The organism is Pseudomonas sp. NPDC089569 (genome assembly GCF_050280625.1).
GTDB lineage: Bacteria > Pseudomonadota > Gammaproteobacteria > Pseudomonadales > Pseudomonadaceae > Aquipseudomonas.
On record NZ_JBNNVQ010000013.1, the window covers coordinates 54,429 to 68,930 of the forward strand.

At 61.1% G+C, this 14,502-nt stretch carries 11 protein-coding genes and 1 pseudogene; 2 read left to right on the plus strand and 10 right to left on the minus strand.

Going from position 1 to position 14,502, the window contains the following annotated elements; all coding sequences use genetic code 11:
* Positions 1-42 precede the first annotated feature (42 nt).
* Entirely contained in the window at positions 43-3,579 is a 3,537-nt protein-coding gene (locus ACQKP2_RS08915; RefSeq protein WP_427575904.1) for an ATP-binding protein, read from the plus strand.
* 22 nt (positions 3,580-3,601) lie between these two features.
* Here the strand turns inward: ACQKP2_RS08915 and ACQKP2_RS08920 are convergent, their stop codons facing one another.
* The 5 genes from ACQKP2_RS08920 to ACQKP2_RS08940 all read right to left on the minus strand — a co-directional run bounded on the left by ACQKP2_RS08920 (position 3,602) and on the right by ACQKP2_RS08940 (position 8,427).
* A complete protein-coding gene (locus ACQKP2_RS08920) occupies positions 3,602-4,684 on the minus strand; it encodes an MBL fold metallo-hydrolase (RefSeq protein WP_427575905.1) in 1,083 nt (360 codons plus the stop codon).
* 75 nt (positions 4,685-4,759) lie between these two features.
* On the minus strand, positions 4,760-5,701 hold the full coding sequence (locus ACQKP2_RS08925) for an electron transfer flavoprotein subunit alpha/FixB family protein (protein WP_427575906.1): 942 nt from the start codon (positions 5,699-5,701) through the stop codon (positions 4,760-4,762).
* On the minus strand, positions 5,701-6,450 hold the full coding sequence (locus tag ACQKP2_RS08930; protein ID WP_427575907.1) for an electron transfer flavoprotein subunit beta/FixA family protein: 750 nt from the start codon (positions 6,448-6,450) through the stop codon (positions 5,701-5,703). The genes ACQKP2_RS08925 and ACQKP2_RS08930 overlap by 1 nt, the downstream gene beginning before the upstream one ends.
* Positions 6,451-6,678: 228 nt before the next feature.
* On the minus strand, positions 6,679-7,302 hold the full coding sequence (locus tag ACQKP2_RS08935; RefSeq protein WP_427575908.1) for an NIPSNAP family protein: 624 nt from the start codon (positions 7,300-7,302) through the stop codon (positions 6,679-6,681).
* A gap of 108 nt (positions 7,303-7,410) precedes the next feature.
* Positions 7,411-8,427 carry a succinylglutamate desuccinylase gene (locus ACQKP2_RS08940; protein ID WP_427575909.1) on the minus strand — a complete coding sequence of 339 codons (1,017 nt, stop codon included), beginning with the start codon at positions 8,425-8,427 and terminating at the stop codon, positions 7,411-7,413.
* A gap of 218 nt (positions 8,428-8,645) precedes the next feature.
* On the opposite strand from ACQKP2_RS08940, the pseudogene ACQKP2_RS08945 reads away from it, so the two are divergent.
* Positions 8,646-9,074, plus strand: a pseudogene (locus tag ACQKP2_RS08945) (TetR family transcriptional regulator C-terminal domain-containing protein); the annotation flags it as partial.
* On the opposite strand, the gene ACQKP2_RS08950 reads toward ACQKP2_RS08945, so the two are convergent.
* The 5 genes from ACQKP2_RS08950 to ACQKP2_RS08970 all read right to left on the minus strand — a co-directional run bounded on the left by ACQKP2_RS08950 (position 9,030) and on the right by ACQKP2_RS08970 (position 14,420).
* A complete protein-coding gene (locus tag ACQKP2_RS08950) occupies positions 9,030-10,034 on the minus strand; it encodes a DMT family transporter (RefSeq protein ID WP_427575910.1) in 1,005 nt (334 codons plus the stop codon). The pseudogene ACQKP2_RS08945 and the gene ACQKP2_RS08950 overlap by 45 nt on opposite strands.
* Positions 10,034-10,732 carry an ABC transporter permease gene (locus tag ACQKP2_RS08955; protein WP_427575911.1) on the minus strand — a complete coding sequence of 233 codons (699 nt, stop codon included), beginning with the start codon at positions 10,730-10,732 and terminating at the stop codon, positions 10,034-10,036. Before ACQKP2_RS08955 ends, ACQKP2_RS08950 begins: the two co-directional genes overlap by 1 nt.
* A gap of 18 nt (positions 10,733-10,750) precedes the next feature.
* The gene (locus tag ACQKP2_RS08960) at positions 10,751-11,464 is read right to left on the minus strand and encodes an ABC transporter permease (RefSeq protein WP_427575912.1); all 714 of its coding nucleotides are present in this window, start codon (positions 11,462-11,464) and stop codon (positions 10,751-10,753) included.
* Between the two features lie 142 nt (positions 11,465-11,606).
* Positions 11,607-12,389 (minus strand): transporter substrate-binding domain-containing protein, encoded by a 783-nt coding sequence (locus tag ACQKP2_RS08965; protein WP_427575913.1) that lies wholly within the window; start codon positions 12,387-12,389, stop codon positions 11,607-11,609.
* A 27-nt stretch (positions 12,390-12,416) separates the two neighbouring features.
* The gene (locus tag ACQKP2_RS08970) at positions 12,417-14,420 is read right to left on the minus strand and encodes an aminotransferase class I/II-fold pyridoxal phosphate-dependent enzyme (RefSeq protein WP_427575914.1); all 2,004 of its coding nucleotides are present in this window, start codon (positions 14,418-14,420) and stop codon (positions 12,417-12,419) included.
* Positions 14,421-14,502 lie beyond the last annotated feature (82 nt).

A 14,502-nucleotide genomic window follows, 5' to 3' on the forward strand; every position in this document is an offset into this window, starting at 1 on the left:
ACCTGTCTTGATCGTAATCGTTCAGTCATTTGCGGGCAGACAATGAAAAGATTCCCTTATGCACTTCTGTTCTGCATCGCCATCCTGGCCGCCATCGCCGTCAGGGCTGATGAAGTGCAATTGTTGTCCCGCACCCATTACGGTCTGCATCTCGATGACCCCGTCGCCTCACAGTTCGGGCGGACTCGTCCGCGGATCGTGGTCGGCATGATCGAGCCGGACTTTCGCCCCTTCGACATTACGGTTTCCAATGGGGCTTACGAAGGTATTTCCGCCGATTATCTCGGCCTCCTGAAAAACTCCCTGGACGTCGAAATCAGGGTTCGACGATTTGACAACCCGGCCTCTGCTCTCGATGCACTGGAGCAGCATGAGGTCGACCTGCTGAGTACCCTCACGGCCGATGAAATCGCCAGTCGACCTGTCCGGCTCAGCATCCCCTATGTGTCGGACAGCCCACAGCTGTTCAATCGAGCCAATGAACGGCGTCGGTTCGATCAGTTCGACAATCTGTCGCTGGCGATCAAGAGCGGTTATCTGTCTGCGGCGCAAGCGCAACGCGTATTTGCGGGGGCATCCCTTCATTTCTATCCCACTGACGAAGAGGCGATCGCTGCCGTCGCCTTCGGTAATCTGGATCTCTATGTGGGCAATGCGCTGAGCGCCGGCTACATCATCAACCGCAGCTACTACAACTATGTCCGCCCGCTGACCCGCAAGGTACCGCTTGTTCGCGGCATCGGCTTCGCGGTGCGTGATGACGATTCGCAGCTGCTGCAGGCGATCAACAGTGTGCTGGCCGGTCTGACGGACGACCGACGCGATGAAATCCGTCAGCGGTGGTCCGGTGGTGTCAGCTTCGGTTCAGACAACACGATCGATTTGACACCGTCTCAAGCCAACTGGCTGACCGCGCACCCATCACTCGTTTTCGGCGCGGTGGAGGATCTTGCGCCGCTCTCCTTTTATGACGAGTACGGGCGCTACAGTGGCCTGGTCGCAGACTTGCTCAACATCATCTCGTTACAGACCGGCCAGCGCTTCATCATCGACCGGCACGCGCAAGCCAAGGACGTGAGCGCGGACCTGATCTCGGGCAAGGCCGACCTGATCATCGCCTCCCCCACCGCACAAACGCCAAACCTTTACTACACGCGGCCGTTCGCGGTCGGCACCTACGTCTACATCAGCCGGTCCGATGCCACTGCCGGGAGCAGGAAGCGCCTGGCATTGGCCAGCGGCCATCCGCTCGAGACGTTCATCCGCACTCGCCATCCAGAGATGCAAATAATCGAGACCGAAAGCTTTCGCGATGCCCTGCTTGCCGTGGAATCGAACGATGCGGATCTTGCCGTCGCCGGTCTATCCACTGCCCAGTATCTGCTCAATGTGCTCGACAGACCGAACCTGAAGATCGAAGGATTGGCCGGCGCACCCGAGGCGCAGGTGTCCTTCGCCAGCCCCGATCAAACCCTGATAGAGGTGATGGACAAGGTCCTGCTGCTCATTCCTCCCAGCGAAATCAATACACTGGCGACCCGCTGGCGGACAAATGCCACACAAACGGAAACCACCTGGCAGCACTACAAGCAGGCCTTTATCCGGGTGCTCATCGCGGCGATTGCGTTTCTTGCACTGACCTTACTCTGGATACTGTACTTGCGTCGTCAGATCCGGCAGCGCGAACGGACCAAGGTCGCGCTTGCCGAACAACTGGCATTCAAGCAGGCGCTCATCAATGGAATTCCCCACCCGATTTATGTCCGCGACAAGGACGGCAGCCTGTTGAGCTGCAACGACAAGCTGCTGGAGTTCACCCAGACGCCCAGGGCAGAGTTGATCGGTCGACCAACTCGCGTGATTCGCACCATCCCTCCCCAGGAACGGCGGCAACTGGAACGCGACTACGAGCAGGTTGTCAGCAGCGGCCAAGCCCTGGAAAGCGACCGGCAGCTACACGTCAATGGGACTACCCGGCATGTGTTCCACTGGATTCATCCCTACCGAAACGCCGGGGGTGAAATTTGCGGGGTCATCGGCGGCCTGTTGGATATCGGCGAGCGCCTGCGCCTGATTGAAGCGCTCAGTGCCGCCAAGGAACAGGCCGACCAGGCCAGTCGCGTAAAAAGCACGTTCCTGGCCACGATGAGCCACGAAATCCGCACGCCGATGAATGCCGTCATCGGCATGCTCGAACTGGCGCTTCACCAGATCGATGCAGGCCAGACCAGTCGAGAAGCGACCGAAGTGGCCTATAACGCGTCCCTCGGCCTGCTGGAGTTGATCGGAGACATACTCGACATCTCCAAGATCGAAGCCGGCAACATGACCTTGACCACCGCAGCGCATAACCTCGGCGAGCTGGTCCTTTCGGTCGTCCGCGTTTTCGAGGGGCTCGGCAAGCAGAAAGCCTTGCAACTCGACCTGACGCTCGACAGCAGCATTCACACGCGTGTGCTGATCGATGCGCCGCGCTTCAAGCAGGTTTTTTCCAACCTTTTGGGCAATGCGATCAAATTCACCGACGAGGGCAGCGTCGCCATCAGTGCCGATACCCGCCCGGCTGAGGCAGGCACGATCATCTTTCATCTGATCGTGCGCGACAGCGGCATCGGCATCAGCCCCGCCGACCAGCGCCGCCTGTTCACGCCCTTCACCCAGGTGACCGGTCCCGATCATGCGGCGCGTGGCGGAACCGGGCTGGGGCTTTCCATCTGCAAGTCCATCTGCGAGCTGATGAATGGCCAGTTGTATCTGGAAAGTACTCCGGGTCACGGCACTACCGTTCACCTGGAGTTGCCGCTGACGCTGGCCGCCGAAATCGAAGCGCCCCCAGCCGCATCATGGACGACGGCCGGACAGCCCGACACCCCAAGGAAGCTGACGGTGCTGGTGGTCGATGATCACCCGACCAATCGTCTGTTGGTCACGCAACAGCTTCAGTATCTGGGCCATTCGACCCAGGAAGCCGAGGGCGGCCTGGCTGCGCTGGATATGCTGAGCCGCGCGGCTGTCGATCTGGTTTTCACCGACTGCAACATGCCAGGCATGAGTGGCTATGAACTGGCGCGCCAGATCCGGGCCCGAGAGGAGTCTGCCAGCCAGCCGCGCAAGCCCATCGTGGCCTACACGGCCAACGCGCAACATGAAGAAGTCGAAAAATGCCTGGCGGCGGGCATGGACGCCTGCCTGTTCAAGCCGCTGCTGCTTTGCGATCTCCAACAATGCCTGACCGGTCTTTTTCCGGTACGGCAGCCCACACCTGCACCTGGCGCGAGTACCGGCAACCGGCTTGACCCCGAGCTGATGCGGGCACTGGTCCACTCTCTGGTGCAAACCAGTGAGGGAGATCTTGAAGCCCTGCAATCGGCAATCGAAAAGGGCGACTTGCCGGCCATCGCCGACCTTGCACACCGTATCAAGGGCCCTGCCAGAATGATCGCGGCCCAGTCCATTGTCGATTGCTGCGAAGCGCTTGAACGTGAAAGCCATGCGCCCTCCCCGCGCCCCGATACGTTCGACGAAAATCTGCGACGTCTTCGCGTGGAGCTTCAGGGTTTGGCAACACAGTTCACCTGAGCGAACACCTCGAGGGGTGGCGTTAGTGGGAGGAGCCTCGGGGCTCGGCCGGTACAAGTCGATACCAGGCAACACCCTCCTCATCTTCCGTCACCGCGACACTGCCCTGCTCGATCAGGTAGTTCAGGTTGGCCAGGCTTTCGCCGGTGGCAAGCGGCAAGGTGTCCTCGTCAATCCTGCGGGCGAACAGTACCGAAAACACATCGACGACACGCTTGGGCCCTTCGGACAACAATGCAAGCAACCGATCAAGCGCCCGACGTTGGCTGCGATCCAGGTGATCGAGGCGTGCATGCAAACGATGAAAGGGATCGTCGTGGGCGGGCAATACCAGAACGTCATCCGGTACTTGCCGTTTGATCTTGTCCAGTGATTGCAGCCAGTCGTCCAGCGGGTTGGCCTGTGGTTCGATGGCCAGCACCGATACGTTGGACGAGATGCGCGGCAGTACCTGATCGCCGGAGATCAGCAGCTTCAATTGCGGGCAATAAAAGCAGGCATGTTCTGGCGAATGGCCGGCGCCCACGATGACCTGCCATTGGTGCTCGCCAATTTGCAAAGTCTGCCCATCGCGCAAGCGTCGATAGCTCTGTGGCAGCGAGTAGATCCGTTTGCCGAAGCCACCGAAACGCTTGCGGTATCTGTCCAGCGAGGCGGCGCCCCAACCGGCGAGGCGGTAGAACTTCACATGTTCGAGCGGGGCGGCGTGCCCGGCGTCGGCGATCAGCACGCGCGCCATCATGTATTCGCCTTGCGTCATCCACAAAGGCGCGTCGAACTCCTGGGTCAGCCAACCGGCCATGCCGATATGATCGGGGTGCATATGGGTCGCCAGTACCCGGTTGGGGCCACGTTCACCGAGCGGCAACCCGGCACCGACCAGGCTGCGCCAGGCTTGCACGGTCGCCTCGGTGTGCATCCCGGTATCGAAAATCGCCCACCCTTCGGTGTCGCGTACAGCCCACACATTGATATGCGAAAGGGAGAGTGGCAACGGCATGCGCAGCCATAGCACGCCTGGAGCGATTTCCCTGGCCGTACCCGAGGCAGGCGGCTCACCGCAGGGGTAAATCAGCGGTATCCGCGAAGACGGATTCGTGGCCATCAAACGCTCCTTTGATAGAAACACCCGTACACCGCTGTCGCAGGTTCGCCAGCGGCTACGGGAGTGATCTGCGATCTATAACGCGGCTTGCAGCTCAGGCACGGCCTCGAACAGGTCCGCGACCAGACCGTAATCGGCCACCTGGAAGATCGGCGCCTCTTCGTCCTTGTTGATTGCCACAATCACCTTGGAGTCTTTCATGCCCGCCAGGTGCTGGATCGCCCCGGAAATGCCTACGGCAATATAAAGCTGTGGTGCGACAATCTTGCCGGTCTGCCCGACCTGCATGTCGTTGGGTACGAAACCGGCGTCGACGGCGGCGCGCGAGGCACCGACACCGGCCCCCAGTTTGTCGGCCAGGGCATACAGGTATTTGAAGTTGTCGCCGTTCTGCATCCCGCACCCGCCCGAAACGACGATGTTGGCAGCGGTCAGTTCCGGACGATCGGACTTGGCCAGTTGCTCATCGACGAAACCGGAGGTGGCTGCGTCGAAGACTGCAGCAACTTGCTCAACCGCAGCCGAACCACCCTCGGCGCAAACCGGATCGAACCCTGTGGCGCGCACGGTAATGACCTTCACGGCGGCCGATGACTGGACCGTAGCGATGGCATTGCCGGCATAGATCGGCCGCTTGAACGTGTCAGGGCCCTGGACCGAGATGATCTCGGAGATCTGGTCGACGTCCAGTATTGCCGCCACACGCGGCAAGATGTTCTTGCCATTGGACGTGGCCGGTGCGAGCACGTGGCTATAGATGGTGGTTTGCTCAAGCACCAGGTGAGCCATTAAGGGCGCGACATTTTCCGCAAGCTGATTGGCATAGGCCGCATTGTCGGCGACCAGCACTTTTGCGACGCCGGCAATCTTCGTCGCCGATTGTGCGACACCGCCAACGTTGCAGCCGGTGACCAGCAGATGAATGTCGCCACCGATTTCAGTGGCCGCTGCCAGGGTGTTCAGCGTTGCCGCGGCAAGGGTATCGCCTGCGTGCTCTGCAAAAACCAGAATTGCCATCAGATCACCCTCGCTTCGTTTTTCAGTTTCTCGACAAGCTCTGCCACCGACTTGACCTTGATGCCGGCGCTGCGACTGGCCGGTGCTTCGACTTTCACAAGGGTCAGGGTGGTGGTCACAGCAACGCCCAGTGCATCTGGAGTAATCACTTCGAGCGGTTTTTTCTTGGCTTTCATGATGTTGGGCAACGAGGCATAGCGCGGCTCGTTGAGGCGCAGGTCCGTGGTCACGATCGCCGGTAGGCGCAAGGCAACCGACTGCGATCCGCCATCGACTTCACGGGTCACCGTGACCTTGTCGCCCGTGACCTCCACGTTCGAGGCAAACGTGCCTTGACCATAGCCGCACAGCGCCGCCAGCATTTGGCCGGTCTGGTTGTTGTCGCTGTCGATGGCCTGTTTGCCCAGTATCACCAGTTGCGCCTGTTCCTTGTCGACAACGGCCTTGAGCAGCTTGGCAATGGCCAGGGCATTCAGATCGTCGGTGGACTCCACAAGAATGGCGCGGTCGGCACCCAATGCCAGTGCAGTGCGCAATTGCTCCTGGGCAGTAGCCGGACCAACGCAGACCACGACGATTTCTGTCGCGATACCTTTCTCTTTCAAGCGCACGGCTTCTTCGACTGCGATTTCGCAGAACGGATTGAGCGCCATTTTCACGTTGCTCAGATCAACGCCGGTATTGTCGGACTTGATGCGAACCTTGACGTTGAAGTCGACCACTCGCTTGACAGCAACAAGTACTTTCATTCGGCCGCCCTCTTCAAGGGCCCTTGACCGGCTGAAAGTCTTTGTATGGGTGAATGTATTGAAACGGGCGGGTGCTCGAGAACGACCCGCGCAACGGGTACATGCGACTGGGGCTTGATGGCGCTCATCACTGTGGCTCCTATTGTTCTGGTGCCCCAATGGTTGCATTTGCCCCAGGACAAGGTCGCCCCCCAAAACGAGTGGTTTGCCACCCACCACCCTACCCACTCATTGCAAAGGCGAAAACGCCGCTGGCAGGCAGATCGTCGAGCGCATGTCGCGCAGTTGCGGGCCGGAGTTTTCCGGTGGCCACACGCCGTCCGCCACGGCTTGAGTGCGCACCCGCAAGCGTTGTTCCAGCGTGGTCCATGGCCAGATGTGCAGGTATCGGGGCAAGTCACCGTCGGTGGCGTAGAACGCTGCGTAAACCGGCGAGTACTGCTCGGCAGTGCGCGGCTCTATCGCTTTGCGCCAGCCGTCGAGTGTCGGTTGCAGCCCGGAGCTGACCAGATCGTAGACGCGCAACTCGTAGTAGGGTCCGTGGTGGCCGGCGCTCAGGGGTTCGAGGAAAGGAAACAGGCTGTAGTTTTCGATACGCAGATCAGTGATGAACTCGTTGATACCGAACGCCGTGCCCGCCGCCAGGAACCGCTCGCGCTCCATTTGCCGTGCATGCTCATCGGCAAAGCCACGCAGTACGACGATTTGATTCAACTGCCCGATTTCCGACGCCCAGCAGCCCATCAGCGTGCCGCCAACCTCGGGGTCGGCCAGTGCTGTCTCGATTTTTGCCAGTGCCTGGGCAACGGTGCGAACCCGGACCGTAAAGGTGATCAACTCAAAAAGCCGCATGCCAAACTCCGCCAGTGGGCAGCCCGCACGGGCTGCGAATCCGGCAGCCTAGGGCAAGGTTGACTGGCAAGGTATTCGGGAGATCACCTTTGTTTGTAGGGATTTTCTTTAGTTCGGGTCCAGCAAGCCGCCACTCCAGTTACGTGAAGGGCGACTGCCGGTGAACTTGGCCACCCCCATGCCCTGTGCGATCAACCGATCCCGGTAGCGCGTGACCAGGCGCCCGGTCTGTTCGGCATACAGCACCACCTCCGAGGACGGATCGCCTGGACGCCGCAGGATGCGGGCAAAGCGTTGTCCCTCTTCGACGATGTCCCCCAGTTCCTTTTCAAAAATCATTACCCCCGGCTGCGGCGCCAGGATGGTTTCCATGTGGCCCATTTCCACCTTCTCCACAGGCCAGTCAGCGGGTGTCACCGAATCCTCGATCACCCCATACCCGCACAGCCACGCATAGAGCCCTTCGGCATCCTGCCCGGCGAAGTGATCGCTGACGTCGCCCTGCCCCCGAAGCTCCAGCGTCGCGGCCATGCGCCCGTCGGTGCTGCCCTGGCGCAGCCAGGGCGCAATGATGGTTTCCTCGAACGAACCGTCACCACCGTCATCCCAGACGATCGCCACGTCCATCTTCATCGCCGCGGCCAGTTCACGACCTCGGGGCCAGAAGCTGCGGTGTACGTAGAGGTATGGCAGCGCTTCGTCGTCGGTGTGCAGGTCGAGCATGACGTCGGCCGGCGCCGCCAGTTGCACCAGTTTTTTTTGCCATTCCTGCACGTTGGTCGAGGGACGCTTGAGCGCCGCCGATTGATCGAAGCCGCGGTTGAAGTTGTGCCCGGTGGCATCGTGGTAGCGCCCCAGAATCCGCCCCTGACGAAACTGGCCGATGCCCAGGGGATTGGCCTGCGGCACCACCGTCACGCTTCCCTTGAGCCGCCCCTCGGACTCGGCGGTCCGAAGGCGCTGCATCAATAGATGCAACACCAGCATCCCGGCAATTTCATCGGCATGCACCCCGGCCTGCAAATGCACGGAAGGACCGCGTCCCTCGCCTGCGAAGCGCCAGGCGCCGACCTGCACGGCCTCACCATTGTTGTTGCGAACGTCGAACGAAACATCCTGCACCATCGGCTCATCCTCCCTTCATGTTCGTTAAAAACCGCAGCGTCGAGGCTGGTGATTGAACAGACGTTCAACTAAGCTCGGTTGCGTGGATTACCGCCAAGGACCTCTTCGTGACCACCACTGCCCCGAAAAACCGCCGCGCAGAACCCGACGAACGCCGTGACTTGCTGGTGGCGGCCACCCTGCGCTGCCTGGTTCGCGATGGCCACGCTGGGATATCCGTGCGGCGCATCGCTACCGAAGCCGGGGTCTCCGTAGGCTTGCTCAATCACCATTTCGGCAGCATCGATGCGCTGATCGCCGACACCTACCAGAAGCTCGCCAGCGAACTGACTACGGCCTTGCATCAGGAAATCGAGCAGGCCGATACGCCGGCGCAAAAAATGGATGCCTTCCTGGTCGGCTCGTTTTCACCCCGGGTCATGGACCCGAAGCTGCTCGGTGCCTGGGTGGTGTTCTGGAGCCTGATCCGCCATTCCGAACACGTCAGCCAGTCCCACGAAAAAAGCTATGGCGCCTACCTCGACCTGCTGTGCCGGTTGCTCGATGACCTGGCGGCCAGCGAAGGCTTCGTGATTCACGACACGCGCCTGGCCGCCATCGGCCTATCGGCGATGCTCGACGGCCTCTGGATCGAGTGGTGCCTGAACGCCGAGACCTTCAGCCCGGCCAACGGCCTGCATATCTGTCGCTGCTGGATAAAGGGGCTGCGACACGGAGCATTCGGCACCGACGACGTCCTGTGACGCGTGTCGGCCGAAAATCATCGCCAGCGTGCCGCTGACCGCGATCAGGCCGGCGCCGATCATCAATGACACGTCCATCAACGTGCCCCAGACCAGGCTCGACAACAGGAATGCCCAGATCAGCCCGGTGTATTCGAACGGTGCCAACACGGTCGCGGTGGCGCGCTGGAAACTGGCGAACAGCAGGAACTGCCCCATCCCGCCCATCAATCCGGCGGCGAGCATGCCCAGCCACGCCGGGGTCGGTGCCGGTGTGTGCGTCCAGGGCAACGCCACCGCCATGCAAATCACGAACACCACGTTGGTGATCAGCATTTGCTCAAGCACTGACGTCTGGTCGTCCACCTGGCGCAACTGGATATAGGTGAATGCCCAGCACATCGCGGCCAGCAGCGTCAGCACAATCGGCACGGGGTCGTTCATGTTGTCGGGACGGCAGGCGATCACCACACCGACGAACCCGATGATCAGGGTGAACCACTGCCAGCCGGTGACACGCTCCTTGAGAATCAGCGTCGCCAGTACCGTGACCATGATCGGCGCGGAAAAATACAGGGTGGTCATCTCCGCCAGGGTCAGGTCACGGGCTGCCGTGTAATACAGCAGCCACGCGGCGATCGACAACAGCCCACGCACCACCAGCAAGCGGCGGCTGGACGAACGCCAGGCACGCTGCACCAATTGCAGGCGTCCCGCCAGCAAGCAGGCGAGCACCACCACCAGGGCACGCCAGAACAGGATGGTGAACACCGAATAATCGGCCACCAGCCACTTGATGCCCGCATCCTGCAAGGACAGGAAGGCATAGCCCAGGGTGCACAGGCCAATGCCTTGCATGGAACGGTCAACCAGAGGCTGTTTCATCATGCGGACCTGCGCACCGGTGTGCCCCGGCGCTCGGCGAAGGCGAACACCCCCTCGATCAGGAACGTCAGGCACACGTACACACCGGCCACCAGCAGCAACGGCTCATACACTTGCAGGGTTTGTGTGCGTACCACGTTGGCCGCGCCCAGCAGGTCGATCACGGCGATGGTCGAGGCCAGTGCGGTGGACTTGAGCAGCATCACGGTCTCCCCCGCCAGGGTCGGCAGCAGCAAGCGCAACGCCCTGGGTAAACGGACTCGCAGCAGGGCCTGGCGCTGCGTCATGCCGAAGGCACTGGCGGCTTCCATTTCGCCCTTGGGCACGGCCAGAAGCCCGCCACGAATCACTTCACCAACATAAGCCCCCACCGACACCACCAGTGCGAAGACGATGTACCAGAAGCCATCGCGCAGGTAGGGCCAGAGGAAACTGCCGCGAATCAGCGGAAACTGCGCAAACAGGCTGCCCAGGCCGTAATAGAAGATGTAGATCTGGATCAGCAGCGGTGTACCACGGGTCACGCTGGTGTAGAGCAGGCTGACCTTGGCGATGACCTTGTTCCTGGAGATTCGCGCCAGCGCCACCAGCACCGCGAGCACAAAACCGAGCACGCTGGACACCAGCAAAATGGTGACGGTCGTTTGCAGCCCGCGGACCAGCAACTCTGCGTATTGAATTGTCCACGCTGGAATCATTTCATTCACTCCGCCGGTTCAGTCAGCAAGCGGCATCCAGCGACGAATGCGCCGCTCGAGCCGTCCCGACAGGTAGTTGGACAAAAGCGTCACTGCGTAATACAGCGCCGCGGCGGTGAGATAGAACAACAGATAGTGACGCGTGGAACCTGCGCCCTGCTTGGCGGTGTACAGCAGTTCGTTGGTGCCGACCACGCTGATCAGCGCGCTGTCCTTGATCAGGTTGATCCACAGGTTGGCCATCCCCGCCATTGCATAAGGCGCCATGATCGGCAGGGTGACGCGGCGGAAAAGGCCCATGCCGTGCAGGCCGAAAGCTTTCCCCGCTTCGATCTGGCCGAAGGGAATGGCCTGGATCGCCGCGCGGAAAATCTCCGAGGCGTAGGCGCCCTGCACCAACCCCAACACCAGAATGGCCGCCAGCGGACCGCTGACATCGACCACGCCGTAACCGAGCGAAGCCATCAACGAGTTGAGCGCCATGGAACCGACGTAATACAGCAGCAAGATCAACAACAGTTCCGGAACGGCCCGGAACAGCGTGGTGTAACCACGGGCCAGCGCCGCAATCGGCTTTGGCCCACCCAGTTTCAGGCAGGCCACCAGAAGGCCGATGCCCAGGCCGACAACAAAGGCCCCGGCCGAAATCTGCAGGGTCATCCAGAGCCCCTTGAGCAGCGCCCCACCCCATCCCTGTTCGCTGAAATCGATCAAATCGAACATTGCCGGCATTTCAGTCTCCAGTTGGAGGACACGATCCCTGTAGGAGCGAGCATGCTCGCGATGGTCGTCAACGATGACGCGGGCTGTCTGGGTGCCCGCGGTGTCCGGGCCTCCATCGCGAGCGTGCTCGCTCCTACAGGGGCATCAATGGTTAGAACGCAGGCTTGACGTTGGTCCCGAAGTAGCTTTGGGACAGGTTTTCATAGTCCTTGCTGGCCAGCAGGGACTGGATGGCGGTGTCCAACTGAGCCTTGAGTGCGGTGTCTTCCTTGCGCAGGCCGGCGCCCACGCCCTTGCCGAAGAGCGGGTCGTACGGCACGGTGCCGAGGTAGCCCAGGTCCTTGGCGTCCGGGGTCTTGACGAAGGCGACCATGGCGGTGCCGTCGGCCATCATCAGGTCCAGGCGCCCGGCAATCAGGTCGGCGTTCACCGAGTCCTGGGTGTCGTAGTACTTAACGTCGGCGATTTTTTCGTAGTAGGTCTTGAGGTAGTTGGCGCTCACCGTCGAGTTCTGCACGCCGATGGTCTTGCCTTTCAGGTCATCCGGGTACTTGGCCACGGTGGTGCCCTTCGGCCCGACCACCGCAACCGGCGAATCGTAGTAAGCCCGGCTGAAGGCGATCTGTTTTTCCCGTTCTTCGGTCACCGACATCGAGGAAAAAATCACGTCGATCTTTTTCGCCAGCAGCGATGGAATGATCCCGTCCCAGGCCACTTCCTTGATCTCGCAATCGGCTTTCATTTCGCTGCACAGCTTGTGGATCAGGTCGACCTCGAAGCCCTTCCATTCACCGTTGGCCTGTTTCTCGGTGTACGGCGGATAGGGTTCGGCTGCGACTGCGAAGCGGATCGGTTGTGCTTGCGCTGCGCTCATGCCGGCCAGCATGACGCAGGCCACGCCGGACAACCAGTTTGCCAAACGTCGATTTCCCATGATGTTTCCCCGTCTGTTTTTGTTGTATTAGCGAGTCTGATGAGCGTTGACGAATTGCCGGCAACGCTCGCTGCGTGGGTGTACGAACACTTCATCCGGCGTACCGGTTTCCTCGATCAGCCCTTGATGCAAGAAGGCGACTTTGGATGAGACATCGCGTGCAAAGGCCATTTCATGGGTCACCAGGATCATGGTCCGGCCTTCTTCGGCGAGGGAGCGGATCACCCGCAGCACTTCCCCGACCAGTTCCGGATCGAGTGCCGAGGTGGGTTCATCGAACAGCATGACCTTGGGCCGCATGGCCAGGGCCCGGGCGATGGCCACCCGTTGTTGCTGTCCCCCGGAAAGAAACGCCGGGTACTCGTTGCGCTTGGCCGCCAGCCCCACGCGTTCGAGCAGGGCTTCGGCCCGTTCGGTGGCCTCCGCCCGGCTCTCGCGCAGGACCTGGGTCGGCGCTTCGATCAGGTTTTCCAGCACCGTGCGATGGGGCCAGAGGTTGAAGTTCTGGAACACCATGCCCAGGCTGGATCTTATGCGTACAAGCTGTTTGACATCCGACACCAGCGGAGCGCCGGGCCGTGTGTGATTGAGGTGAATGCTCTCACCGTCCACCAGAATGCGCCCCTGATCCGGCACTTCGAGCATGTTGATGCAGCGCAACAACGTGCTTTTGCCCGAGCCGCTGGCGCCGATCAGCGAAATGACCTCCCCTTCGTTCGCCTTCAGGGACACGCCCTTGAGCACCTCGATATTGCCAAAACGCTTGTGCAGCTTTTCGACCTCGATCATGGTCCGGGTCTTGACCGGCTCAGGCGCCGCTTGCGTCGTCACGCGACTGATCACCGGTTGTGGCGCCTGCCCCTTGAGTGTCAGGACAAAATCGCGGATACGCCGGCAAGCCTCGGCCAGGCGCTCTTCACCCAAGGTGAAGGACAGCCGCACGAAGCCCTGGGCCGGTTCACCGAACGCCGCGGCATCGAGCACCGATACGTTCGCCTCGCGCAGCAGGCGCCAGGCAAATTCCAGCGACGCAAGGCCGGTGCCGCGCACGTCCAGCAGCACGAACATGCCGGCGTCGGGCTTGAGCACGGCGATGCCTGGGCAGTCGGACAACCCCGCCACCACCAGATCCCGTCGCCGCCGATAGATGTCGCGCATGCCGTGGGCCACTTCATCGTGAGCCTGCACCGCCTTGAGCGCCGCTTCCATGACGAATCCCGGCAAACCATAGAGCATGCTCAACACCAGGGTTTCGGCATGGGCTACCAGTGCAGGATTGGCGATGATCCAGCCGATTCGCCAACCGGTCATGGCATGGGATTTGGACAGGCTGCCGATCACTACACAACGTTCGGCCATGCCCGGCAACGCCGCCAGGCTCTGGTGTTCGCGCTCGAAAGTGAGGCTTTCATAGACTTCATCGACCACCACCCACAGATCATGGGCGATGGCCAGTTCGGCGATGGCTTGCAGTTCTTCGCCATTGAGCACCACACCCGTGGGGTTGTTCGGGTTGGACAGGAAAATGGCCCGCGTGCGCGGTGTGATGGCCTTGGCCAATACGGCCGCATCGAGGCGGAAATCATCGTCCGCCGCACAGGGCACGCGCACCAACGTGGCACCGGACGCCTTGAGCGTGGCCTCGTAGGTGACGTACATCGGATCGAGGGCAATCACCTCGTCACCGGCACTGAGCAGGCACATCGAGGTCACGAACAAGGCATTTTGCGCACCGGCCACGGTGATCACGTTCGCCGCGGGCAGCTCGCGACCGAACAGCTTGCCGTAACGCGCAGCGATGGCCTCGCGCAGGGCCAGGCGACCGGCGATTTCCGTGTAGTGAGTGTCCCCTTCGCGCAGTGCTTCGATGGCGGCATCGGTGATGAAGTCAGGGGTGGGAAAATCCGGGTCGCCGACACTGAGAATGATCACATCCTCGCCAGCGCGCTGCGCTTCGAACGCCGCATAGTGAATATCCCAAGCGGCAACGCCTTGGCCTGAGATCCGCTCTACAAAGGGTGAAAACCGCATGCCAGTGCCTCGTTCGAAATGAAGAAACGCAAGCCCGCAACCAGCCGGGAGAGAAGGTGGAACGAACATAGTCCAAGCTGAA